Source organism: Streptosporangium sp. NPDC000563 (assembly GCF_040299985.1).
In the GTDB taxonomy this organism is placed as follows: domain Bacteria; phylum Actinomycetota; class Actinomycetes; order Streptosporangiales; family Streptosporangiaceae; genus Streptosporangium.
Map to the genome: position 1 here is coordinate 1 of NZ_JBEPDA010000019.1, position 22,790 is coordinate 22,790.

A 22,790-nucleotide genomic window follows, 5' to 3' on the forward strand; every position below is an offset into this window, starting at 1 on the left:
ACCTGGCCACTCTCGACGATCTCACCGACCTCGTCACACACCTCGGCATCCCCAAACCGGAGACCAAGAAGGCGAGTTATTGATCTGCAGGCCCTAATTGCGGCCGGTGGACGTTATTGATGTCAAGGTCGCCAGTTCTTCCGGAGGGGAAGTGTCATTGGAGAGCATCGTGGCCATCTGCAGTGTCGCCGTAGCCGTGGTGGCTGTCGGCTTCGCGGCCCAGCAGACGCGTGCCGCGACGAAGCAGGTGCAGATCGGTAACGCCATCGCCGGGGCGTCCACCACGGACAGTGTTTTCGTCAATCTCCACAATGCCCTGCGGGTCATCATCGACCACCCCGAGCTGTATCCCTACTTCTACGAGTCCAAGCCGGTGCCGCAGAACGGAGAGACACGGGTTCGCGTGCTCGTGACGGCAGAGATGCTGTGTGACGTGCTGAGCATCGGTCTGCGTGCGGCGGAACAGATCCCCGCCACCGGGCACGGTCTGAATCTCTGGAGGGATTACAGCCTTCAGATGTTCAAGAGCTGCCCGGCCATCAGGGAGGTGGTGGACCGGGACCCGGACCTATGGCACTACCTCGCACCTTTGCGTACGGCCTCGGTCGCCTGACCTTCGGGCAGGCCGCCCGCGAGAACGGCCAGTTGTATTGACCCGCAGGGTTGTTGACGCGGGTGATCGGTGGCCGAAGGGTGGGAAGAGGCTTCACGCCACATCGGTGCCCACACTTTCCGTAACAGCCTTCCGGGCGATATAAGAATCCGTTGACGATTACGGGCACGCCGAAGCGGCCCCCGCTGGAAGGCGAGGGCCGCGCCGGTTCGGGTGAGGGTCAGGGCACCCAGTGGTTGCCGGTTACGGTGATCATGACTTGGAGCTGGATGCTGGTCGAGTAGTAGTCGTTCGCGGTGAACGGGGTGTTGAGCATCTTGTTCCACAGGGCGTCCAGCCAGGCCTGGCTGCCGGAGTCGGTCATCGCCGCGACCGCGAACGGGGCGAAGTGGGCCGGCGCGCTGCCGCTGGAGATCTGGGTGCCGTTGAGGGAGTAGCCGATCGCGATGTTGTTCGGGTTGCCGCCGGTCTTGCTCTTGATCCAGGTGTTGAGCTTGCGTGCGGCGGCGAGGGACTTGGCGTCGCCGCTGGTCACCGCGTCGTTGCCGATCCGCCACGGGTCACGGCAGGCGTTCCACCAGTACTTGCCGTCGTTGGCGGACTCCAGGACCTCGCCCGGCGCGGGCTTGGGGGTGGTGTTGGTGTTGACGACGAAGTCGGCCAGCAGGCCGGTGTTCGGTGCGTAGGTCGACTGCTGGGAGGCGATCAGGTTCTGGTGGTTGGTGCGGACGGTGTCCCAGGTCGTGTCGCCGGTGGCCTTGCGGAACGCCCTGAAGTGATCGATCATCCAGTCCGAGGAGCGGCTGATCCAGTAGTACTGGTCGCCGGAGCTGCTCCAGTCGCCGAGCTTCATCAGCTTGGTGGTCGGGTTGACCTCACCGGCCTTGATCGCGTTGATGTGGTTGATCGCGAGCTGCCGGTAGTTGTAGGTGCCGGTGCTTCCCCACTGCCGGTCGGCCAGGAGCAGGCCGTAGGCCACGTCCAGGTCGCCGTCGGTGGCGGAGTCGCCGCCGTTGACGCTCTGGCAGGCGGTGTTCTGCTCGGCGGCGAGCAGGCCGGGGGTGATCGACGACGGGTGGGCCAGGACGTACTTCACCAGGCCGTCGAAGATCTTCTTCGCGTCCGGGTCGGCCCCGGCCATCGTGGCGGTGATGACCATGCCGTAGCCCTGCGCCTCGGCCACGTACGGGTGGTCGGCGTCGGGGGAGATGATCTGGTACCAGCCGTTGCCGCAGTTCTGCTTGACGAAGGCGGCCTTCCAGCGCCGGTAGTAGTCGACCACCTTCTGGTCGAGCGTCGCCTGGGTTCCGGTCGGGCGCAGCATCCCGGCCGCGTAGGGGATCTTGTGGGAGCCGAACGGCACACCGGGGGCGCCGGGGGACGGGGTGGCCGTGGGGGTGGGGCTAGGGGTCGTGCCGCCCGTGCTGCCGTAGACCTCCATCTCGTACAGCGAGTAGCCGTACACGGTGCCCCGCGCGGTCCCGTACATCCGCACGTAGCGGCCGGTGCCCGAGAGGGTCAGGTCGTCGACGCCGCCGTCGCCGGTGGTGGTCGAGTAGACCGACGTCCAGGTGGAGCCGTTGGGCGAGACCTCGATGCGGTACGACTTCCCGTACGCGGCCTCCCAGGTCAGCTTGACCCGGGAGACGGTGGCGGAGGCGCCGAGGTCGACGCGGATCCACTCCGGGTCGTGGCCCTCGGCGGAGGCCCAGCGGGTGGCGGCGTTGCCGTCGAAGGCGGCGCCGGGAAGCAGGGTGGAGTCCTCGGTGGAGGAGGCGGTGGCCGGGCGGCCACGGGAGAGCAGGGAGTCGGCGGCGAAGCCGGCCGGTGCCGCCAGTACGAACAGCGATGCGATCAGTGCCGACGCCAGTGCCAGGGCGAGGACGGGCGAGGGGCGTTTGAGGCGTTCGAGGCGCGGTCTCGCATGCACAGGGGTGCCCTCTCTGCGATCATCTAGTTAGGAAAGGTTCCTAACTAGGGAAAGATGGCACCATCCCTGACACGCTACGGTCAAGGGGATGGGGGGCCCAAATTCCTCCCATACCTAGAACCGGGGAAATCCGGGACAGCGGCAGGGAGAACGAAGACGAGCGCTGGATGCGGCGCAGACCTTTCGGGTGATTGAATCCCCGCATGTCGTTCGATGTGTTGATCAGGGATGGCTGGGTGCTCGACGGCACCGGGGCTCCGGCTCACCGGGCCGACGTCGGTGTCAACGGAGACCGGATCACCGCCGTGGGCCGTCTGGAGGGCGCGGACGCCGCGACCGTCGTCGAGGCCGCCGGGCGCCACGTCATGCCCGGCCTCGTCGACTGCCACGCCCACGGTGACGCTCTCGTCTTCGACAAGGACGTGCAGTTCGCCGCGCTCCGCCAGGGCGTGACCACGTTCGTCCTCGGCCAGGACGGGCTCTCCTTCGCCCCCTCCACCACCCCGGAGACCTTCGCCTACGCGACCCGCTACTTCGCCGCCGTCAACGGCGTCCATCCCTCGGCCGACGGGCCGATCGGTGTGGCGGAGCTGCTCGCGGGCTACGACCGGGCGACCGCGCTGAACACCGCGTACCTGCTCCCGCACGGCACGATCCGCCACGACGTGATGGGCGCCGCCGAGCGGGCCGCCACCGCCGACGAGCTGGCCGCGATGCTGGCCCGCGTCGAACGCGGCCTGGCGGAGGGCGCCGTCGGCCTCTCCACCGGCCTGGAGTACGCCCCCGGCCGCTACGCCGACGCCGCCGAGATCGCCGCGCTCTGCGCACCGCTGGGCACCCTGCCGTATGTGACGCACATGCGCGGGTACGGTGCGGCGGCTCCGGCAGGGATGGCCGAGGTGAGCGACATCGCCCGGCGCTCGGGCGCCGCCGTGCACGTCTCGCACTACCACGGCCCGGCCTCCACGCTCCTGCCGCTCGTCGACGAGGCCCGGCTCATGGGGGTCGACCTCACCTTCGACACCTACCCCTACCTGCGGGGCAGCACGATCCTCGCGATGGTCGCGCTGCCGCCGTGGGTTCCGGCCGCCGATGTCGAGCGCACGCTGGAGGTACTGGAGTCCGAGGCGATCCAGTGGGACGAGGCGCTCTGGCCGAGGATCACCTTCTCCCACGTGCCCGGTGCCGAGTGGGCCGAGGGGATGACATTGCCCGACGCCGCGGCCGAGGCCGGTCTTGAGCCGGGGGAGTTCTGCCGCAGGATCCTGATCGACACCCGGCTGGAGGCCGGATGCGTGGCGGCCCGTCCCGACGAGGGCCCCGAGGGTGAGGCGTCGGTCCGCGAGGTCCTGCGTCACCCGGCCCACACCGGCGGCTCCGACGGCATCTACGTGGGCGGCCACCCCCACCCGCGTGGCTACGGGGCGTTCGCCCGCATGCTCGGCCACCACGTCCGCGAGACCGGTGACTGGACCCTGGAGCAGGCCGTCGTCCACCTCGCCTCGCACCCGGCCCGCCGCTTCGGCCTCGAAGGGCGGGGCCTCGTCCGCCCCGGCCAGGTCGCCGACCTGGTCGTCCTGGACGCCACCGCGGTCGCCGACCTGGCCACGTACGCCGTCCCGCGCACCCCGGCCACCGGGATCGGCGACGTCCTCGTCTCGGGGGTCCCGGTGCTCACCGCGGGAGCACTCACCGGTGCCACCCCCGGCAGGGCACTACGCCCCTGAGAAACGGTGCCGCCCCTCGGCAGGTCGCCGGGCTTTCGAGGAACGGCGCCGCCCCCGGCGGCCCTTCGGGCACGCCCCTGAAAAGGTCGCCGTGAGGATAGGGTCCTCAGGGCGGCGAAGGGGGACGCGATCTCCCACGCCCGGATGCGGCGGCCGATAAGCCGTCGAATCCGTCAGGCGACGCGGAGGGGGACGGGACATGAAGGGCATCGTGGATATCGCGGATCCCGGGGCGGTGCTGGGAGCCTCACTGTTCGGCGGGGCGTTCACCTTCCCCGTGATGGTGGCCCACCGCAGCGCGCTGGAGCACAACATCGCGACCCTCGCGGCCTTCACCCGCGAGTACGGGCTCACCTTCGCCCCGCACGCCAAGACCACCATGTCGCCCGAGCTGGTGAAGGCGCAGCTCGACGCGGGCGCCTGGGGGATGACGGTCGCCACCCCCAGCCAGGCGCTCACCCTGCGCGGGTTCGGCGTCTCCCGCATCGTCCTCGCCAACCAGGTCTTCGACCCGGCGGGGCTGACCGCCCTCGCCGCTCAGCTGGACGAGGATCCCGCCTTCGAGTTCCTGTGCTTCGTCGACTCGACGGCCGGGGTCGAGGCGCTCTCCCGGCACGCGGGAGCCAGGCCGTTCCGCGTGCTGGCCGAACTCGGTCACGAGGGCGGGCGCGGTGGCAGCCGTACGCTCGCCCAGCTGCTGGAGGTCGCCTCGGCCGCGCAGGCGGCCGAGGGGGTGGAGTTGGCGGGTATCGCGGGATACGAGGGGTCGCTGGGGTCGGCGGAGGAGGTACGGGCCTACCTGCACCGGCTGCTGGAGGCGCTGGAGCATCTGCGGGTGCGTGACCCGATCCTGTCGGTGGGCGGCAGCCAGTGGTTCGACGTGATCGGCCGCGAGCTCGCCGCCTGCCAGGCGAGGGTGATGCTGCGCAGCGGCGCGTACGTCTCCCACGACGACGGCTACTACCGCGAGCGCACCCCGTACACCCGGATCGACGGGGAGCTGCGCGCGGCGCTGGAGATCTGGGCGCACGTGCTGAGCGTCCCCGAGCCCGACCTGGCCGTGGTCGGGTTCGGCAAGCGCGACGCCCCCTTCGACGAAGGGCTGCCGATCCCGCGTGGAGCCGTCGCGGACGCGACGGTGCTCAAGGTCCAGGACCAGCACACGCTCCTGAGGCCGGCACCGGGCTCGCCGGTGCGGCCGGGCGACCTGGTGTCGTTCGGCATCTCCCACCCGTGCACCGCCTTCGACAAGTGGCGGACCATCCCGGTGGTCGACGAGGAGTATGTCGTCGTCGATCTGATAAACACCTTTTTCTGATTTTCCATCGCTGAGGATTGCTGAGGATTGGCGAGATGAGCGACAAGCAGGAGCTGAGGACGAACGAGGGCGCGGCACCCGTCGGGGCGTACTCGCAGGGTCTCGTGGTCGGCGACTTCGTCTACACCTCGGGCATGGGGCCGCTCAGCCCCGAGACCGGCGAGGTCGTCGGGACCGACGTGGCCGAGCAGACCCACCAGGTGATGCGCAACCTCGGCGCGATCCTCGCGGCCCACGGGCTGGGCTTCGACGACGTGGTGAAGTCGACCGTGCACCTGGAGCACCTCAAGCGTGACTTCGCCGCCTACAACGAGGTGTACAAGTCGTATTTCACCCGCCCGTACCCGGTTCGCACGACCGTCGGCTCGGACCTGATGGACATCCTCGTCGAGATCGACTTCGTGGCCTACAAGCCGCGTTAGAGTCTGACCGACTTCGTGGGAGGGCGGCGGCTTGGACAGCTCGCTATACGTCTACGTCGAGGACGTGCGCGGGGAGGGCCTTGAGGCGGTCCTCGACCGGATCACCGGATACGGCGTGACGGGCGTGACCGTGGCCGCGGCCTACCACCGTGCCCGCGACGTCACCCCGCACGGCCGCCCCCGGGTGACGATCCGCAACGACGGCGCGCACTTCACGCCGCCCGCCGACCTGTTCGGCGGGCTGCGCCTGGTGCCGCCCGTCCAGGACGGCGCCGAGGACGAGCCACTGGCCGCCCTGCGCGAGGCCACCGCCGCACGGGGGCTCGCCCTGTACGGCTGGACCGTCTTCCTGCAGAACACCACGCTCGGCCTGGCCAACCCGGACGTGACCGTACGCGACTGCTTCGGCGACCGCGGCTCGCCCGCCGACCTGTGCCCCTCCCACCCCGACGTGCGCCTGTACGCGGTCGCGCTGGGTCGGGCGGTGGCGAGGCAGGGTGTCGACAGCGTGGTGGCCGAGGCGCTGCACTACGGAACCTTCGGCCACGGCTACCACCACGAGCGCAGCTTCGTCCCGCTCGGGCCGATGGACGCCTTCCTGCTCGGCCTGTGCTTCTGCGGTTTCTGCATGCGCCGCGCCGCCGACCTGGGCGTGAACGCGGAGGTGGCGCGCGAGGAGTGCTCCAGGATCGTGGGCGCCGTGTTCGACGGCGACCCTCCCGCCCAGGGTGAGGTGACCCGCGCGGCCCTGACCGCGTACGCGGGGCCCGAGGTGGTCGCCTACGCGCGGGCCCGTTCGGAGACGGTGACCTCGCTGGTCTCCGAGGTCTCCACCGCCGTCACCGACGAGGGCTCGCGTCTCGTCTTCCTCGACGGGACCGGTGCGGTGAAGGGCTACACCGACGGGCTGCCCTCGCCGGGGCTCGCCGCGCACGACTCCTGGCAGCTCGGCGTCGACCTGGTCGCCCTCGGCGACCTGGTGCCCTCGCTCGGCGTGCTCGCCTACGCCAGGGACGTGGCCAGGGTGGCCGACGACGTCGCCGCCTACCGCCGCTCCACGGGCAAGGACAAGGAGTTGCGGGTCGTGCTGCGTCCCGGCCTGCCCGACACCGACTCGGCCGACCGGCTCGCCGCCAAGGTCCGCGCCGTACGGGCCTCGGGCGCCGACGCGGTCGACTTCTACGCGTACGGGCTCATGCCCTACCCGATCCTGGACCGCATCCCGGGGGCGCTCTCCGTCTGAGACCGGCCTGGTCCGGTGAGACCGGCTTGGTTCGGCGAGACCGGCCTGGTCCGGCGAGACCGGCCGGAGGAGGCCGATGTCTGGTCGGCCGGGGGTCTTCGCGAGGCGAGGCTCGGGTTCTGCGGCGGGTCCACGAGCGGGTTCGTGGGCGGGTTCATGAGCGGGTTCACGAGCGGGTCGGTGGGAGGGTCAGGAGGCGCGGGCGCCGTCCAGGACGGTGCTCACGGCGCGGGCGGCGAAGTCGTCGTCGAGGGGCAGGCCGCGGAAGACCGCGCGCAGCCAGACCGCTCCGGCGAGCAGGTCGACGATGAGCATGGGGTCGGCCCCGGCCGGCAGCTCGCCGCGCCGCCGCGCGCGGTCGAAGACGGCCTGCTCCCGCGCGAACCGGTCGGCGAAGAAGCGCCGGGTCGCCTCGGCGAGCTCGGGGTGGTGAACGGCGGCGCCGAGGGCCGCGACCGCGACGTCGGAGGCGGGCGGACGGGTGAGCAGGGCGGCGACCCCGCCGACCAGGGCCTCCAGATCCCCCCTGAGGTCGCCGGTGTCGGGCGGCTCCATCGCGAGCAGGTCGGCCTCGACCAGGGCGGCGGCGAGTAGTGCCGCCTTCGACGTCCACCACCGGTAGATCGTGGTCTTGTTCACCCCCGACCGCTCGGCGACCCCTTCCACCGTCAGGCCCTCGTATCCCTTGGTGGCGAGGAGTTCGAGCGTCGCCTGGAAGATCTGCTGTTCCTTGCGCGGTGCCATGGGCCGACTATAACGACTCATAGCAACGCAACGGTGCGTTGTGTTTTAATCGACGCAATTCCCGGCCGGACCATCTCCCCGATCGGGCCGACCCCCTGGAGGCGTGCGTGCTCCCCGTCGTTCTCGTCCACGGCATCCGGCTCAGCGCGACCATGTGGGACCCCGTCCTCTCCCACCTCTCCCGCCTGGGGCGTCCCGCGGCGGCCGTGGACCTGCCGGGCCACGGCACCCGCCGGGGCGAGCCGTTCACGATGGACGCGGCGGCGTCGGCGGTCGCGGACGCCGTCGACGCCCTCGGCGGCCGGGCGCTCGTGGCCGGGCTCTCCCTCGGCGGATACGTCGGCATCGCCACCGCGGAACGCTTCCCCGCGCGGGTGGCCGGGCTGATGGCGATCGGATGCACCGGACTCGGCTCGGCGGCGGGCCCCCACCGGTTCGCCGCCTCGCTCGCCGCCCGGAATCCGTCGCTCGCGAACCGGATCAGCTCCTACACCCTTCGTCGTCTCCTGCCGGGTCCCGTGGGGGAGGCGATGGTGGCCGGGGGAGTCTTCTGCGAGGTGATGCCCCAGGCCGTCGACGCCGTCGCCGACCAGGACCAGCTCACGGCACTGGCCTCCTACCCGGGACGCGTGTGGCTGGTCAACGGCACCCGGGACCCGTTCCGGGTGCACGAACGCGCCTTCCTGCGCGCCTGCGGGAACGGACGGCTCATCCTCGTCCCCCGCAGGGGGCACCTGGGCGTGCTGGCGGCGCCGGGAGCGCTGGCCAGGCTGGTGGGCGACCTGTGCGACCAGGTGGACCACTGTCCGCACACCGGAGCGGAGCGGCGCGTCTAGACGGACCCGCGCGTCCAGATGATCGCGTACCCCCACGTATGCCTCGTATGTCGAGGTGGTCTCGTGTGTTCAGACGGAGCGACCGGAGAGGGCGGTCGCGACGCCGAGACCCAGGTAGACGATCCCGCTGAAGTGGCCGATCAGCGGCGCCCTGCTCCTCAGCCGCCCGCCCACGGCACCCGCCGCCACGGCGTAGATCAGGTCGGAGAGCAGGCCCAGGAAGAGCAGGGTTCCGCCCAGGACGGCGATCTGCAGCGGCACCGCGCCCGCCTCCGGCTCCACGAACTGGGGCAGGAAGGCGAGGAAGAAGAGGATCACCTTGGGATTGAGCACGTTGACGACCACGCCCTCCAGGAAGATCGCCCGAAGCGGCTGCGGCGGGGTCTCCCGGCTCGCGAACTCCTGCCTGCTCGTCAGCGCCCGGATGCCCAGGTAGACCAGGTAGGCCACCCCGGCCCACTTGATCACGTTGAACAGGGTCGCCGACCGGGCGATCACGTACGAGAGACCGGCCGCCGCCGCGGCGATGTGCACCAGCGTGCCCACCTCGACGCCGAGCGCACTCGCCACCCCGGCGGCGCGGCCCTGGGAGACGGCTCGGGTGATGATGTAGATGTGGTTCGGGCCCGGAATGAGGACCAGTGCCAGCGACGCGATCGAGAAGATCAGCAATGTGGACGGGGAGACCATGCCCCGACGATAGGGGCGGCCCGGCCCTCGCCGTCAGGGCCAATGCCTGGACCTTTTGGTGTACCAATCGGTCCAGGTTCGCCCCTTACTGATGTACCAATCGTTCCCCGTTCATCCCCTGCGGGTGGAATGTCGATTCCGTCAGTGCCCCGTGCGATACTCGCCGACGTGGGGTGGAACAGCACGCGGAGTGTTCTGATCGGGCGGTCGGCGGAGCTCGATCGCCTGACCGCGGTGCTCGACACCGCGGCCGCCGGGCAGGCCGGGGTCGCCCTCGTGGGAGGCGACGCGGGCATCGGCAAGACCCGCCTGATCACCGAGCTGGCCGGACGGGCCGAGGCGGCGGGGTTCGCCGTGCTCGTCGGCCAGTGCGCCGAACTCGGCGACGCCCTTCCCTACCTCCCGCTCGCCGACGCCCTGCGTTCGGCACGAGGGGAGTTGCGCGCGGCGCTCGACGAGCGGCCCGTCCTCGGCAGGCTGCTGCCCGGCGGCACCGACCAGGGCAGGGAGAGCACGTCGGGCCTGACGCAGCAGCAGCTCTTCGGCTCGATGCTCGGCTTCCTGGCCACACGGCCCGTGCTGCTCGTCCTGGAGGACCTGCACTGGGCCGACCAGTCCACCCGCGACCTGCTGGTCTTCCTCAGCCGGATGCTGCAGACCGAGCGCGTCTGCCTCGTCGGCACCTACCGCACCGACGACCTCCACCGCCGCCACCCCTTGCGCCGGGTCCTCGCGGAGCTCAAGCGCCTCCCCTCGGTGACGCCGGTGGAGCTGAAGCCTCTCGACCGCCACGAGATGACCGACTACCTCGCCGCGCTCGGCGGCACCGACGCCGGCGTGATGAGGAAGGTCGTCGACCGGGCCGAGGGCAACCCGTTCTACGCCCAGGAGCTGCTGGACGCCGCCTCCGAGGGCTCCTCGATCCCCGACGGCCTGGCCGGCCTGCTGCTCTCCCGGACGGAGCCGCTCTCCGACCCCGCGCAGCGGGTGCTCGGCGGCGCGGCCGTCGCGGGCCGCCGGGCCGACCACGACCTGCTCCAGCAGGCCTCGGGCCTCGACGACCTCGCCTTCGAGGAGAGCATGCGGGAGATCGTCTCGCGCGGCCTGCTCCGCCCCGACGGGGAGTACGGCTACGCCTTCCGGCACGCGCTTCTCCAGGAGGTCGTCTACCACGACCTGCTGCCCGGCGAGCGGACCAGGATGCACGCCGAGTTCGCCCGCCTGCTGACCGGCCGAGGAGGTTCGGCTGCCGAGCTCGCCCACCACTACCTGGCGGGCCACGACCTGCCGGGGGCGCTCGCCGCGTCCGTGGAGGCGGGACGCAGGGCCGAGCGGCTGGGGGCACCCGCCGAGGCACACCGCCACTTCGACCAGGCACTCGGGCTCTGGGACCGCGTTCCCGACGCCGAGCGGCTGGCCGGGATCGACCACATCGCCCTCGCGGCGCGCAGCGCCGCCGCGGCGGCCGACAGCGGCGACAACCACCGGGCGATCTCCCAGCTCCGGAGTCTCCCGCCCTCCGCCGAGATCAACGAGCGGCTCTCGTACTACCTCATCGACGCCGAGGACGCCGAGGGCTCGATCGCCGCCGCGTACGCCGCCGTCGAGGCGGCGCCGGAAGGGCCCGTGCTCGCCCGCGCCCTCGCCACCTACGCCCGTTCGCTCTACTGGACCGAACGCCACCACGAGGTCGAGGCCCTCGCGAGGCGTGCCCTGGAGGCGGCCCGCGCGAGCGGCGCCGCCGACGCCGAGACCAGCGCGCTGATCACCCTCGCCGCCATCGCCGCGCTCGCCGACGACATCTCCCGCGCCAAGGACCTGCTCGCCTGCGCGACCGCGGAGAGCTCGGGCAACCTCGCCATCGACCTGCGGGCCATGTTCACCTACGCCCGGGTCCAGTACGAGAACGGCGACCTCGCCGAGGCGGCGACCACCACCGACCGGGGGCTGCGGCTGGCGCGCGAGAGCGGTCTCAACTGGAGCACCTACGGCACCGACCTGCGCTTCCTGCGCCTCCTCATCCACTACGTCGCGGGGGAGTGGGACCTGGCGGAGAAGGTCGCCTCCGGGTTCGCCGTCCGCGTCGGCACCCCCTCCGAGGCACTCCTGTCGTCCTTCGCGCTCTTCGTCGAGGTGGCCAGGGGCCTGCCCGTCGTCGAGGACCGCCTGTCGTGGCTGGAGCCCTTCTGGCCGGACGACGTGACGATCGCCGCCATGAGCCGCGGCCTGGCCGCCGAGCACGCCCTGTGGCGCGGCGACCCGGAGACGGCGCTCGAACACGCCCGCGCGGGGCTCGACGCCATCCTCCCCAACGACCCCGCCGCGATCCGGCTCAGCGGCACCGCCCTGTGGGCGCTGACGGACCTGGGCCGCGCACAGGAGGCCGACGCCTTCCTGGAGCGGGCCAGGGTGCCCGCCGCCGTCGGCCCCGGCTCCGTCCGGCGGGGCCCGCTCGGTCCGGAAGGGCTGGCCTGGCTCGCCAAAGCCGAAGCCGAATGGCACCGCGCGCACGGCCGCTTCGACGTCGCGGCGTGGCGAGCGGTGGTCGAGGCCTTCGACTTCGGATTCGTCTACGAGGTCGCGCGCTCGCGGTGGCGGCTGGCCGAGGCGCTGCTCGTCGAGGGCGACCGCGCAGACGCGTTGAAAGAATGGAAGCTCGCCGTCGAGGCCGCCGAGTCACTGGGTGCCCGGCCGCTCGGCGCGGCCCTGGCGGAGCTGGGACGCAGGGCGCGCTTCACCTCCACACCGCCGACCCTGCTCACCGCCCGAGAGCAGGAGGTGCTCGCCCTGGTGGCCGAGGGCCTGCCCAACCGGGAGATCGGCGAGAGGCTGTTCATCGCGCAGAAGACGGTGAGCGTGCACGTCTCCAACATCCTGGGCAAACTGGGCGTCTCCTCCCGCACCCAGGCCGCCGCCGTGGCCCACCGGGACGGTCTCGTCTGACCCGGATGGATCCGCGTGGGCCGCATGGCTCAGGTGGCCTCGGCAGGGCCGGCCGATGGGGTGACTCACGCCGGTACGGCCCTTGACCGGCGTGACCCGTGGTCGGTGCGGCCCACGACGGGTGGACTGCGGCCGACGGGGTTCGCGACGGGGGTCTGCGGCCGACGCGGTCCGCGACGTCGTCGTCCCGTGAGGTCAGGCTCTGCCCTGGCCGCTGCGCGCGGTCAGGGCGAGGTCCCGTACGACCTGGATCAGCTCGGCCGGATCGAAGGGTTTCGTGAGGTAGGCGTCGACCCCGATCCCGAGGCCCCGCCGCTTGTCGTCCTCCTGTGCCCGCGCGGTGATCAGGACCACCTTGATATGGCTGGTCCCCTCGTCACCCCGCAGCCTGGTGGCCGTCATCCAGCCGTCCAGCCTGGGCATCATGACGTCCAGAGTGATGACGTCGGGCATCACGTCCAGCACCCGATCCAGGCAGTCCTGCCCGTCGGAGGCCGTGTCCACCTGGAACCCCTCCAGGGTCAGGTTGACCGCGATGAGCTGCCGGATGACGTCGTCATCATCCACTACCAAGACCTTGCCCAGAACCTCTCCCACGGCGTGAGGCTAACTCCTCTCTCCCGTCCACGCGCGGCTTTCCGAAGATGTGTACGCGTAACCGTCACCGCGTGACGGGTTTCCCAGGGCCGAGCCCTCCCCTCTGCGTCCCCGGCGGCATCGCGGCCACCCCGAGTCGTCAAACGCGTCCGACGAAGCGGCTCCAGGACCTGCCTGCCCATCGGAAGACCCCGACGCCCCCGCTGCCGGGTGACCGAGTCGAGCAGCGGTGTGCTCACTCTCCGACCGCAGGACGGTGGACGCACCGCGCGGGAGGATCACTCTAAGTTGGGCACATGGCACCGCAGAGATTGCAGTCGATCAGGATCGAGGGATATTCCTCGATTCGCTCCGCCACGGTGGAGTTGCGTGATCTCATGATCCGCCGCGGCCTGTCCGGCGCCCGAGGCCGTCACCGCGACGGCCAGGCCGTCATCGCGGTCCCGCACTACACCTGGGACCACGAGGCCCGCGCCCAGGCCGCGATGCTGCAGGCCACCCGCCCAGGCTGGTCGGTGCTGTACAGCACTGGCAGCCGCCTGTTCCACGCCATCGCCACCTGGCCCGTCCCGGAGCCGCTGATCATCTGTGGCCGGACCCTGGAGGGGTTGAAGACCCAGATGTACGAGGCCGAGACGACCGTCCTGCACCGCTGGGCGCTCACCTCCAGCTCGGTCAGCATCGGCCACTTCTGACGAACGGGCACGGCGGCCCCATCCCTTCCCCGGTCCCAGGGGGCGCCGTGCCGCCCACGACCTACCACGCGAGAACGAAAAACGGTACGTCACAAGGGTGGGCCGCCCACCCGGCTCACCCGCCTCAGAGGTCCCCGCGATGAACCTTCCTGCGACAGAACCGATTACTGGACGGAGCACGTATCGCACCCGCGAAGGGTGATTTCGGATTCAGTTCCATGCTTTGAGTTCGGCCTCCCAGGTGCGCCCGGCGGCTTTGCCCACCACGAGAGGGTCCGCGAATGTGATGACGAGTTCCGTCAGATCGGCGAAGTGCGGTGGGTGGTCGGCGTCGGTCTGGCCTTGTCGTCGTATCCAGGCCAAATATGAGGACTGTCGTCGCACCGGTAGGTCGCTTATCCGGGAACTCAGCGGCTCGAGGACTACGCCCCTGTGCTCGGCGGTGGCCCTGATTGCTGCGGTAAGTTCGTCGCCGTTCAAGTTGTTGAGCGAAATCAACCGGTAAATGTCGGCGTAATCCCGGTCCCGAGTATTGAGGGCACCCAGGGACACCGCCGTGACGACTTTCTCGGCGATGACCGTGGCGAGGGGGTATCCGTACAGCTGGAAGCTCCCGCCTGCCAGTTGCTGGGGATAGTTGATGAGCTGAGGCGCGGGTGTGACGGGGTCGCCGAAGCTGACATCCAGTTGGAGCTTTAACCGGGCGCGTGCGATGTTCGAGGCCATGGAGAGTCGGAGCCCGTGATATTCGTCGTCCTGGCGTATTGGTACCGTCTTGAGGGAAGCCGGGTCAAAGGTCACGCCATCATCGACGACTGTTTCGGCTATCCCCGCTATCCGTCGGATGATCTCGGCGTCATCTCCGGGAAAAGCACGGCCAAGGATGTCGATGTCCCTCGTCATGCGGCGGGCGCCGAACTGAGCCAGAAGCAGACCACCCTTGAGAACGAAGTGCCGTCCACCGAGCGGTGAGGCAGCCAGTCGAAAGAGGAATCGTTCGAGCACGTACTCGACCATGATCTCGTCAGTGGATCTGCCCTCTCGGCGGGCCAGGGCACGTAGGTCGTTGTATACCTGTCCAGCGGCATCAGTGCGGGGCGGGTTGGGCATCAGGCCAGCACCGCCTTAACCGCTGGGCGGATCGCTGATATCGCATTCAGTCTCTCGGCCATGTTCTGAAGGTCAATGACCGCCGAACCACCACGGGTGCGTAGGTATCGGCCGAGCGCGGAAAGAGCCAAGTCCTCTCCGATCCGATGGCGATATCGCATCGCGTCGACCACACTCCGAGGTGCGCTGTACACAGGGATCCTCTCTCCCGGGGCGGCTTGGAACTCCTCGCGGCCGAGGTCGAACGTGTCGGCTGCGTACTGGGACACCACGACAGGCGGATATGAAATCGAGGGACGATGACTGCCGCGTGCCACTGCGATGTGAACAGCCGAAGGTATGTCGTCGATGAGCTCGTGAAGTGCAAGAGCTGACTCTCCGCAGACGATCGCGCGGGGCACCCGGGTGCACACGGCCAGCAGATCAAGGTGTGCTGTCTCCGGAGCGTCCACCTGGCGGTAGACCCCCCGCGACAGCTCGTCGAGCTTTTCATTCGCTGTCAGTAACGCAAGATCACGAGAGGAGACTCCGGCATGACGCGCCTGAGCAGCGGTGAACGTGGGTCGCAAGGCTGCCAACCGCGCTTCGGACGCTCGCTCCTCCTTCGTCTTCATGTATCAAATCCTACCCATTGACCTAGGTGTAGGGGAGGATTTGATACATGGAAGGTGAGGGGTCGGCGTGGCATGTGCTCCAGAAGGCCCATACGGTTCGTTCGTGGCACCAGCTGCGCCTGAGGGGGAGATTTAATCGCAGCGACCAAACCGTCGCCGCGGTCCCGCGTTACACCTGGGATTACGAAGTCTGCGCCCTGGCCGTGATACTGCAGGCCCGCCGTGCCGCCCACGACGTACCGCGCGAGGACGAAACGCGGTGCGTCACGCGGGCGGGTCGTACACCTGGCCCGCCCATGCTCTTCAGGGGGCGGCGTTCCAGTCGGTGATCCAGGCGCGGATGTTCTTCTCCAGAGCCCGGACGCTCTTGTGGGCCCCGCAGCGGATCTTCTGTTCGGTCGGGTAGTCCGAAGCCTGCCGCCTGAAATCGATGTTCACGTTCATGGGGAATCCCCGCATGGCGGTAGGTAGAGCATGAGCCGACGCCGATAACATGTCGCCAAGGTCGGGGCCGGCCATCTAGGTTGCAGCCCATGGCGAATATCTCCATGACGGATCGGTGCGACTGCGGTGCGGCGGCCGGCCCACTGGGCATGTGCGTGGACTATTATCACGGGATCCTGGCCGAGGAGCAGTCGGATCCGCAGATGTACAAGTGGCACGGGCCCGTGGTCATGACATATCTTCTGCAGCATCCTTCCAGAGCTCATGAGAAATACCTCGACGGCCAGTTTCGCCAGTTGCAGCTCTACGTGGATCAGGGCCTTGACGCGTGGCTCCGCCTGTCGGCTCATCAGGTGGCACGGAACAACCATCGGGCACGCCTGGGCTATGACATGACGCTGTTGGCGGCATACGCACCGCTCCCGAAAGGTGAACCTTCCGGCTTCCGCGCCTCGTTCAGCGGGATGCCGTTCAGGGACGGCAGTTTTGTGTTCGACGGACATCTGGCGTACGGGGATCACATCAAAGCCATCGCCGAAGCGACGGTGGAGTCCTGGAGATCCGTTCAGAGTTGATGATCGAAGGCCGGCGTGAGGGGTGCGTAGACATCGGCCGAGCACATCAGAGCCCGGACCGGTAGACGGTCGACGCAGCACGACAAGTTTTGGACAAGCCGACGTGGCTAGCGTGCACCGTAGCTAAGTCGGGAGCGGCCATGCCTTCTTCAGCGCCAGTCGGTCCGCGAATTCGTCTGGGCAGCAGAGATGGCAGCTCTTTCCACATGGCATGCGGGGTGTTGATCGCGTTGTGTGGCGCGCTGGCAGCCTTCGCCTTCAATGCGATCTATGCGAGGGGCTGGATCGATCTGGAGGTTTATCGGGAAGGTGGAGCGGCGGTACTGCAGCATACCTCTGTCTACAGCTTGATCGTGGGTGACAATTCGCTGAGGTTCAGCTACTCGCCGTTCGCGGCGATGCTGTTCACGCCTCTTGCGTTGGCCGGAATGAAGACCGCCGTCGCCCTATGGGTGCTGATCTCCATACTCGCCCTTGAGGTTTTGATATGGATTCTCGTCGGTCGCGCTGCGGTGGAGCGCCATAGCCGCCGGACTGCTCGTACGTTGTTGGTCGTTGTCGCGATGCTTCCCTTGTATCCGGTGACGCTGACGTTGTGGAATGGGCAGATAGGTATCATCCTGCTACTGGTGACAGTTGTAGACCTGACGCACGGCAAAGAGAAGTGGCACGGCATAGGAACGGGCGTCGCCGCCGGCATCAAACTCACCTCGCTGATATTCATCCCCTACCTTCTCGTCACGCGTCGCTTCCGGGTCGCCCTGATGGCGGTCCTCGGTTTTCTCGGCACGGTGGCCCTCGGATTCCTGGTGCTGCCGGCCGATTCACGTGATTACTGGGGTGGTGAATTTCTCGACACGCAACGGGTGATCGCCGGGCAGGGTGTGAATTTCTTCAATCAGTCGCTTCGCGGCATGCTCATGCTCGTGTCCAGCTCCTGGCCCACCGTGCCCCTCTGGCTCGTCCTGTGCGCGGTGGTCGGCGCGGGTGGACTTTGGGTCGCCGCACGGACCGCGAAGGAGGTGGGAGAGCTCGCCGGAATCACCGCCTGCGCCATCGTGGGACTACTTGTCTCACCCGTCTCCTGGCCACACCACTGGGTCTGGTGCGTACCGCTCCTGGTGCTCTGGGCGCAGCGCGCTCAGCGCGTGGACTCCACGCTTGAGAAGGTGGGTGTGGGGCTCTTGTGGTTCGTCTTTCTGCTGCCCGGATATATCGTCCTGGCGACGCTTTTCATATATCCGTCCCACGTCGGAACGTGGCTGATGCCGCTGACGGGTAGTTACGTGCTCGGTGGACTGTCGATATTGCTGGCGCTTGCGGTTCGTTTCGGCCGAAGCGATTGGCGGCAAAGAAGGCACGGGTCGGTCGACGGCTAGGACCTTCGAGGGGCAGGAGAATACGGCCTGACCTGGGCGTGAGTCGGCAATCGGTCGTATGGCCACGACATACCGCGCTGTATCCGGGATCAGTTGTTCGCCGTCAAGGCCGCGCGTGCGGCGGTGAGGATCTCCTCGGAGAGAGGGGAGCCCTTGGTGGCCCGAGCCAGGACGAGTGCGCCGAGCATCGTGGACAGCCGGACGAGGCCGTCCTGGTCTTCGGTGGCGAGCTGCTCGGCGAAGTCGCTCACGCCTTCGGCGTAGACGCGGTGGGCTTCGCGATCACCGAGCTCCCGTGCCATGTCGGTGGCGAGCCCGGCGACGGGGCAACCGTCCGCAGGGTTGTCGCGGTGCTCGACGGAGAGGTAGGTGTCGATCAACGCCTGCTGGGCGGCGTGCGACTCCGGTCCTGTCGTGCGGTGCCGGGCGAACTCGTCGAAGGCGTGGGCGGTGGCCTCGTCGACGAGTGCCTCCTTGGAGGCGAACTGCTTGTAGAAGCCGCCGTGGGTCAGACCGCACTCCTTCATGAGGTCGGCGACGCTGACCTGCGTGCCTCGTTCGCGGAACAGCCGGGAGGCGGCTTCCACGACCCGCTTGCGGTTCTCCTGCGCCTGCGCCTGCGACACGCGGCCCATCGGCCACCTCCTAAGTTGGATGTCGGTTGACATCTATCTTACCCTTCGGTTTAGATTATAGATGTAATCTAATTTCGGGACTCGGTCATCAGGACCGTCCACGACGCTGGGAGCAAGCATGGAACTGAAGGACGCGGTCGCAGTGGTCACCGGCGCCAACCGGGGGTTGGGTCGCCAACTGGCCATCCAGCTCCTGGAGCGCGGAGCGAAGGTCTACGCGGCGGCCCGCCGCCCCGAGAGCGTGGACGTGGTCGGTGCCATCCCGCTCCGCCTGGACGTGACCGACGAGGAGTCGATCCGAGCCGCGGCCAGCGTCGCCTCCGACGCGACGCTGCTGGTGAACAATGCCGGGATCTTCACCGGCACCCCCCTGGTCGCCGGCGACCTGGACTCGGTGCGGTTGGAGATGGAGACGAACTTCTTCGGGCCGCTCGCCGTGACGCGGGCCTTCGCCCCGGTCATCGAGAGCAACGGCGGCGGCGCCGTGCTCAACGTCCTGTCCGTGCTGTCCTGGCTGCACCCGGCCGGTTCGGGGGCCTATTCGGCGGCCAAGGCCGCCGCGTGGGCACAGAGCAACGCGATTCGCGAGGAACTGGCACCCCGCGGCATCTCCGTCTCTGCACTGCACGTCGGGTACATGGACACCGACATGGCCGCCGACGTTCCCGCCGAGCGGAAGACCGACCCGGCCGAGGTCGCGGCCCAGGCCCTGGATGCCATCGAGAAGGGCCTTCCCGAAATCCTCGCCGACGAGATCACCCGGCAGGTCAAGCAGAACCTGGCCGCGACGCCGACCCCGGTCTGAGGCGCAGCCCGCGGCGCCCGTTACACGTCGTCCCTGGTGGCATCGACCCGAGCGAGGGCTCGGACTCGTCCTCTCACCAGACGCGGTCAGGGCCCATGTCGGGCTCGCGCACCCGGTCTGGTTCGACGATGGGGAGTCGGTGGGTCGTGGAATCGTACCGGGAGCTCTCCGGGCTTCGTCAGGGGAGGCCGTATCGCTGCTTGATCATTTTGGCCTCCTCCTCGCTCACCTGGAGGGGGGTGACGGCCAAGGTCCTTCGCAGGTCAGAGATGATCTTCTCGCCCGCGCCTCGTACCCGAGTGCGGTGCTGGACGAGTTGGGCGTCGAACTTCTTGGCGGCCGGTCCCGTCCACACCCTGCCTTCGTGAAAGTCCCGGTACGGGGGCTCGATGCCGCTCTCGATCTCCTGGACCAGCGGCTCGACCGTTCGGAGGGCCTCTCCCAACGCCGCGTGGAGCGGATTGGGCACCAGCTTGGCCATCGGATCAGTCCTTCTTCGAGGTGGAGGTCTTCGCTGTCGGGGACGGCGCGCTGGCGTCGGTGAGCAGCTTGGGGGCGATCAGCTTCATGAGCGCCAGCACATCGGCAGCGTTGTCCCGCCCTTTGGCGCCGATCTCCAACTGAATGTTGATCTCCGCTTTGCCCCGTACCAGCGTGGAGAACGCGGCGTTGTCTTCGCCGCTGGCCCGCTTGAAGTAGTAGCCGGTGACCCCGGGGAGGATCTCCGGCAGCGGTGTGGCCCCATCTCCGAGTGCCTCCTTAACATCTTCCGGGTCACTTGCTGGAGTGAGGTCAACCTGTAGCACTTTCAGTCGATCACCCTCACGTTGGTAAATTGCACAACCTCCAATACCGAGGCCTCCGGAGAGCGTGAAGTCGAATGAGCCGCGAACCAGAGGGTTGCGTACCTCGGTCATCAACTCAACTGCCCTCAAAGGAATGTGCTCACAGAGGTACGGAGGGGTGGCAACCGTCGGTAGCGGAGTACGGTCGACCGTCACTTCCTCCCCCCGGCAAGCCGTCAACATAGTCAGGACGCAGGCCAGCACGCTAGTTACAGCGAATGCTTTTCGCATCACGAGCCGTACTGGGCGAAGCCGATGGAGAAGCCCTGATCTAGGCGGTTCTCAGTCTCCAGCCATGGTCTTCCTGACAGCCCTTCATAGAGCCAGCGGTCATAAGCCTCGACCCGCCGATACTTGTCGGTGCTATTGGCGGCTGTTTTGTCGATCATCTCGTCCTTGGTCATGAGGGTCCGACCGTCGTCCTTGAGGAAGTTGTTGGGGTTGTCGCGGGGGTCGTCCCCCTTCTCCAGACCCTCAAGGGTGGCCCATGGATGGCTTCGATCGGCGGGTTCGGCGGAGCCGAAGAGGCCATTTCTGAGCATCGCCTGAGCTGCGAGATCATGCACAAGCCCTCGGGTCTTGTCAACGACGGCGTTGGCGTCAACGCGGGCGTTGTCCTCTGCCTTGCCCTTGGCTATCTCCTCCGCTACCCCGCTCCAGGCTCCGATGACACCGGCGGCGATTGGCCAGGCTCCCCGTTGAGGGATGGCGAGACCGGTATTGACCGCAGCCAGGAGCATCTTCATGTTGCGCTGCTGTGCCTCGTCCAGATCCTTGCCTTCCTCGATCTTCGCCAGTCCCGCCGCGTCGGTGATCATTCCGAATCCTGATCCGGCCCGTTTGGCGCCGGTCATAAACTTCTCGTTGCCCCGCCCGGCGGCCATCTCAGCAGCACCGTAATCAAGAAACAAGCCCGTGAATGCCGTCTGGGCAGCCAGAACAGGGGCAAATGCCTTCGGGTCTGCAAACGCTTCTTTCATCACCTGGCGGAGCGCCCCTTTATCGAACTCGGCTCCCCAAGGATCCAATCCAGCAGTGAAGGGATTATCGGCCCCCCGTACTCCGGGCCCGGCGGTAATGCTGTTGTCCCCCTTCTGGGCGGTGCGGTTGATGTCGCTGATGTAACCAGCCAGGATGTGCCCCATCGATGCAGGGCTCACAGAGGATTCAGAGAGCTTGCCGTCCTTGATGCGTACGGCCTCCAGATGGATGAGTTCCGAGGCGAGCTTGGCGGACAGGAAGCCGCGCGACGGGTTCTGCGGTGAGCCGTCGTGGTCGCGGAAGACGAGCGTCGCGGCTTTCAGGGCCGAGCCAAGGGCCACGCCGTCGTCGCTCAGGCCCCGTTCGGTCATGAAGCGTTTCAGCATGGTCGGGTCGCCCACGAAGAAGTCCTGGGCCGCCGCGGGATCACGGCTGAGCCCTTCCAGCAGGGTGGCCATGACCCGCGGATCCAGTGGCCTTTCGCGATCGATGGACTCGATCTTCCTGGCGGTGGCGAGGAGGAAGGCGGTGCTGAAAGTGCCGTGTTTGAGGGCCAGTGTGGCGGCGTAGCCCTTCTCCCACCCGACATAACCTCCCTTCGGAGCGGTGTCGAGGTCGGACAGCAACCCTTTCCACCAGGCGTCGCCCAGGCGTGGGGTCGCCGTACCCAAGGTTTTTCCGAGGGTGGCCTGCAGGCGCTCCGCTTTCTTGTCGTCCTTGCGCTTCGCGGTCTCAACCATCAACTGGCGGAATCTCGTCGTGCCCAGCGTGTTCATCAGCGCGGCGGCGAACGTCGCGTCCCCCGTCCGCTTCTCCAGCCCTTTCAGGAGTTTTTCGTCGATCTTGCCGTCTTTGGCGGTCTTGCCGAGGCCGAGGGTCGCGGCATAGATGTCCGGGTTGTGGTCGGCCTTGCCGTACAGCGCCTCGTCGAAGGCGGCCAGCCCGCTGGGCGTCTCGGCGGCGGCGCCCCACTCGGTGAGCTTGGTGCTGATCGTCTCGTTGCGACGTCGCAGGTCGGGGCGGCTGGTCTCGATCCAGCTCTGCATCTCGCGCAGCGCGCCCAGCCCCGAGGCGTCCAGGTCGAACCGTTGCAGGGTACGGCGGATCTGCGGTTCGTTGCGTCCGAGTGCGTCCTGCGCTCGGCCGAGCCCTCGCTCGAAGTCGTTCATCCGCTCGGGGTCGATCCCCGAGTACTCGCCGTTCACGCTCGGAGTCGGAGTCGCCGGGGATCTGTGCGGTGCGGGGGAGGGGGTGGCTGGAGCGGGTTGAGCGGTGCCGGTGGGCTGGGCGGTGCCGGTCGGTGGGGAGGGAGACCGCAGGTCAGGGGCGGACTGGGGAGAGGGTGAGGGCGTGGGATACGGATGGGTCATGAGGGCGCTGGACTCCGGCTTGGTCCGTGAAGGTGACAGCTCCAGCGGACATATTAATTTCAATCCGCCTATCCCGCCAAGATATTTCCTAAAATGGACATAATTGATAATTGTGTCGCTTTGAAATAGGTGCTTGCCGGGTGTAAGTGCTCACAGGTCCTCGGCCTGTGTCGCCGCTCGGACGGACTGTTTCGCCGTGCTCGGGGAGGTGGTGCTTCACGAGTTATCCACAGAATCGGGTTCGGCTCGTTGGTGATCGCTCCATCCAGCTGAT

Annotated in this window: 22 protein-coding genes; 11 read left to right on the forward strand and 11 right to left on the reverse strand. The window is 68.2% G+C overall.

All coding sequences use genetic code 11. The features are described from left to right. The first annotated feature begins 157 nt into the window (after nt 1-157). Complete coding sequence (locus tag ABT352_RS30700; protein WP_350948461.1) at nt 158-613, forward strand: hypothetical protein; 456 nt, start codon at nt 158-160, stop codon at nt 611-613. Nucleotides 614-833: 220 nt separating this feature from the next. On the opposite strand, the gene ABT352_RS30705 is transcribed toward ABT352_RS30700, so the two are convergent. Next, on the reverse strand, nt 834-2,543 hold the full coding sequence (locus tag ABT352_RS30705; protein WP_350948462.1) for a glycosyl hydrolase family 8: 1,710 nt from the start codon (nt 2,541-2,543) through the stop codon (nt 834-836). Nucleotides 2,544-2,746: 203 nt separating this feature from the next. Between ABT352_RS30705 and ABT352_RS30710 the strand changes: the two genes are divergently transcribed. The 4 genes from ABT352_RS30710 to ABT352_RS30725 all read left to right on the forward strand — a co-directional run bounded on the left by ABT352_RS30710 (nt 2,747) and on the right by ABT352_RS30725 (nt 7,253). Then, the gene (locus ABT352_RS30710; RefSeq protein WP_350948463.1) at nt 2,747-4,270 is read left to right on the forward strand and encodes an N-acyl-D-amino-acid deacylase family protein; all 1,524 of its coding nucleotides are present in this window, start codon (nt 2,747-2,749) and stop codon (nt 4,268-4,270) included. Between the two features lie 199 nt (nt 4,271-4,469). Further along, entirely contained in the window at nt 4,470-5,588 is a 1,119-nt protein-coding gene (locus ABT352_RS30715) for an alanine racemase (protein WP_350948465.1), read from the forward strand. 35 nt (nt 5,589-5,623) lie between these two features. Next, nucleotides 5,624-6,010: a Rid family detoxifying hydrolase gene (locus tag ABT352_RS30720; RefSeq protein WP_350948466.1), complete on the forward strand. Its 387-nt coding sequence runs from the start codon at nt 5,624-5,626 to the stop codon at nt 6,008-6,010. A 31-nt stretch (nt 6,011-6,041) separates the two neighbouring features. Further along, nucleotides 6,042-7,253: a hypothetical protein gene (locus ABT352_RS30725; protein WP_350948467.1), complete on the forward strand. Its 1,212-nt coding sequence runs from the start codon at nt 6,042-6,044 to the stop codon at nt 7,251-7,253. A 189-nt stretch (nt 7,254-7,442) separates the two neighbouring features. Here ABT352_RS30725 and ABT352_RS30730 read toward each other — a convergent pair whose 3' ends face one another. Then, nucleotides 7,443-7,997, reverse strand: a complete 555-nt coding sequence (locus tag ABT352_RS30730) for a TetR/AcrR family transcriptional regulator (RefSeq protein WP_350948468.1) — start codon at nt 7,995-7,997, stop codon at nt 7,443-7,445. A gap of 107 nt (nt 7,998-8,104) precedes the next feature. On the opposite strand from ABT352_RS30730, the gene ABT352_RS30735 reads away from it, so the two are divergent. Further along, nucleotides 8,105-8,833, forward strand: coding sequence for an alpha/beta fold hydrolase (locus tag ABT352_RS30735; protein ID WP_350948469.1), 729 nt, complete (start codon nt 8,105-8,107; stop codon nt 8,831-8,833). 69 nt (nt 8,834-8,902) lie between these two features. Here the strand turns inward: ABT352_RS30735 and ABT352_RS30740 are convergent, their stop codons facing one another. Further along, complete coding sequence (locus ABT352_RS30740; RefSeq protein WP_350948470.1) at nt 8,903-9,523, reverse strand: LysE family translocator; 621 nt, start codon at nt 9,521-9,523, stop codon at nt 8,903-8,905. A 144-nt stretch (nt 9,524-9,667) separates the two neighbouring features. Here ABT352_RS30740 and ABT352_RS30745 point away from each other — a divergent pair, with 144 nt between their 5' ends. Next, nucleotides 9,668-12,466 (forward strand): helix-turn-helix transcriptional regulator, encoded by a 2,799-nt coding sequence (locus ABT352_RS30745; RefSeq protein WP_350948471.1) that lies wholly within the window; start codon nt 9,668-9,670, stop codon nt 12,464-12,466. Nucleotides 12,467-12,661: 195 nt separating this feature from the next. Here ABT352_RS30745 and ABT352_RS30750 read toward each other — a convergent pair whose 3' ends face one another. Then, nucleotides 12,662-13,051, reverse strand: coding sequence for a response regulator transcription factor (locus ABT352_RS30750; protein ID WP_350948600.1), 390 nt, complete (start codon nt 13,049-13,051; stop codon nt 12,662-12,664). A 308-nt stretch (nt 13,052-13,359) separates the two neighbouring features. Here ABT352_RS30750 and ABT352_RS30755 point away from each other — a divergent pair, with 308 nt between their 5' ends. After that, nucleotides 13,360-13,758, forward strand: coding sequence for a hypothetical protein (locus tag ABT352_RS30755; RefSeq protein WP_350948472.1), 399 nt, complete (start codon nt 13,360-13,362; stop codon nt 13,756-13,758). 210 nt (nt 13,759-13,968) lie between these two features. Here ABT352_RS30755 and ABT352_RS30760 read toward each other — a convergent pair whose 3' ends face one another. From ABT352_RS30760 to ABT352_RS30770, 3 genes are all read right to left on the reverse strand, one after another. Continuing rightward, nucleotides 13,969-14,775 (reverse strand): nucleotidyl transferase AbiEii/AbiGii toxin family protein, encoded by an 807-nt coding sequence (locus ABT352_RS30760; RefSeq protein ID WP_350948473.1) that lies wholly within the window; start codon nt 14,773-14,775, stop codon nt 13,969-13,971. A 92-nt stretch (nt 14,776-14,867) separates the two neighbouring features. After that, nucleotides 14,868-15,482 (reverse strand): type IV toxin-antitoxin system AbiEi family antitoxin domain-containing protein, encoded by a 615-nt coding sequence (locus tag ABT352_RS30765; protein WP_350948474.1) that lies wholly within the window; start codon nt 15,480-15,482, stop codon nt 14,868-14,870. A gap of 303 nt (nt 15,483-15,785) precedes the next feature. Beyond that, a complete protein-coding gene (locus ABT352_RS30770) occupies nt 15,786-15,926 on the reverse strand; it encodes a hypothetical protein (RefSeq protein WP_350948475.1) in 141 nt (46 codons plus the stop codon). 89 nt (nt 15,927-16,015) lie between these two features. On the opposite strand from ABT352_RS30770, the gene ABT352_RS30775 reads away from it, so the two are divergent. Continuing rightward, complete coding sequence (locus ABT352_RS30775) at nt 16,016-16,501, forward strand: DUF5946 family protein (protein WP_350948477.1); 486 nt, start codon at nt 16,016-16,018, stop codon at nt 16,499-16,501. Between the two features lie 218 nt (nt 16,502-16,719). After that, complete coding sequence (locus ABT352_RS30780) at nt 16,720-17,880, forward strand: glycosyltransferase 87 family protein (RefSeq protein WP_350948478.1); 1,161 nt, start codon at nt 16,720-16,722, stop codon at nt 17,878-17,880. A gap of 89 nt (nt 17,881-17,969) precedes the next feature. Here the strand turns inward: ABT352_RS30780 and ABT352_RS30785 are convergent, their stop codons facing one another. After that, nucleotides 17,970-18,515 carry a TetR/AcrR family transcriptional regulator gene (locus tag ABT352_RS30785; protein ID WP_350948479.1) on the reverse strand — a complete coding sequence of 182 codons (546 nt, stop codon included), beginning with the start codon at nt 18,513-18,515 and terminating at the stop codon, nt 17,970-17,972. A 118-nt stretch (nt 18,516-18,633) separates the two neighbouring features. Between ABT352_RS30785 and ABT352_RS30790 the strand changes: the two genes are divergently transcribed. Further along, a complete protein-coding gene (locus ABT352_RS30790; protein ID WP_350948480.1) occupies nt 18,634-19,320 on the forward strand; it encodes an SDR family oxidoreductase in 687 nt (228 codons plus the stop codon). A 178-nt stretch (nt 19,321-19,498) separates the two neighbouring features. Here ABT352_RS30790 and ABT352_RS30795 read toward each other — a convergent pair whose 3' ends face one another. The 3 genes from ABT352_RS30795 to ABT352_RS30805 form a co-directional block, all read right to left on the reverse strand. Then, nucleotides 19,499-19,801, reverse strand: a complete 303-nt coding sequence (locus tag ABT352_RS30795) for a hypothetical protein (protein ID WP_350948481.1) — start codon at nt 19,799-19,801, stop codon at nt 19,499-19,501. Nucleotides 19,802-19,805: 4 nt separating this feature from the next. Continuing rightward, nucleotides 19,806-20,237, reverse strand: a complete 432-nt coding sequence (locus tag ABT352_RS30800) for a hypothetical protein (protein ID WP_350948482.1) — start codon at nt 20,235-20,237, stop codon at nt 19,806-19,808. A gap of 158 nt (nt 20,238-20,395) precedes the next feature. Further along, nucleotides 20,396-22,351, reverse strand: a complete 1,956-nt coding sequence (locus ABT352_RS30805; protein ID WP_350948483.1) for a hypothetical protein — start codon at nt 22,349-22,351, stop codon at nt 20,396-20,398. Nucleotides 22,352-22,790 lie beyond the last annotated feature (439 nt).

What these genes read in the sequence shown, in the direction of transcription:
- ABT352_RS30710 (WP_350948463.1), top strand. Translation starts at nt 2,747, where the DNA reads ATGTCGTTCGATGTGTTGATCAGGGATGGCTGGGTGCTCGACGGCACC.
- ABT352_RS30715 (WP_350948465.1), top strand. Translation starts at nt 4,470, where the DNA reads ATGAAGGGCATCGTGGATATCGCGGATCCCGGGGCGGTGCTGGGAGCC.
- ABT352_RS30720 (WP_350948466.1), top strand. Translation starts at nt 5,624, where the DNA reads ATGAGCGACAAGCAGGAGCTGAGGACGAACGAGGGCGCGGCACCCGTC.
- ABT352_RS30730 (WP_350948468.1), bottom strand. Translation starts at nt 7,997, where the DNA reads ATGGCACCGCGCAAGGAACAGCAGATCTTCCAGGCGACGCTCGAACTC.
- ABT352_RS30740 (WP_350948470.1), bottom strand. Translation starts at nt 9,523, where the DNA reads ATGGTCTCCCCGTCCACATTGCTGATCTTCTCGATCGCGTCGCTGGCA.
- ABT352_RS30755 (WP_350948472.1), top strand. Translation starts at nt 13,360, where the DNA reads ATGGCACCGCAGAGATTGCAGTCGATCAGGATCGAGGGATATTCCTCG.
- ABT352_RS30760 (WP_350948473.1), bottom strand. Translation starts at nt 14,775, where the DNA reads ATGGTCGAGTACGTGCTCGAACGATTCCTCTTTCGACTGGCTGCCTCA.
- ABT352_RS30765 (WP_350948474.1), bottom strand. Translation starts at nt 15,482, where the DNA reads ATGAAGACGAAGGAGGAGCGAGCGTCCGAAGCGCGGTTGGCAGCCTTG.
- ABT352_RS30770 (WP_350948475.1), bottom strand. Translation starts at nt 15,926, where the DNA reads ATGAACGTGAACATCGATTTCAGGCGGCAGGCTTCGGACTACCCGACC.
- ABT352_RS30775 (WP_350948477.1), top strand. Translation starts at nt 16,016, where the DNA reads ATGGCGAATATCTCCATGACGGATCGGTGCGACTGCGGTGCGGCGGCC.
- ABT352_RS30785 (WP_350948479.1), bottom strand. Translation starts at nt 18,515, where the DNA reads ATGGGCCGCGTGTCGCAGGCGCAGGCGCAGGAGAACCGCAAGCGGGTC.
- ABT352_RS30790 (WP_350948480.1), top strand. Translation starts at nt 18,634, where the DNA reads ATGGAACTGAAGGACGCGGTCGCAGTGGTCACCGGCGCCAACCGGGGG.
- ABT352_RS30795 (WP_350948481.1), bottom strand. Translation starts at nt 19,801, where the DNA reads ATGGCCAAGCTGGTGCCCAATCCGCTCCACGCGGCGTTGGGAGAGGCC.
- ABT352_RS30800 (WP_350948482.1), bottom strand. Translation starts at nt 20,237, where the DNA reads ATGACCGAGGTACGCAACCCTCTGGTTCGCGGCTCATTCGACTTCACG.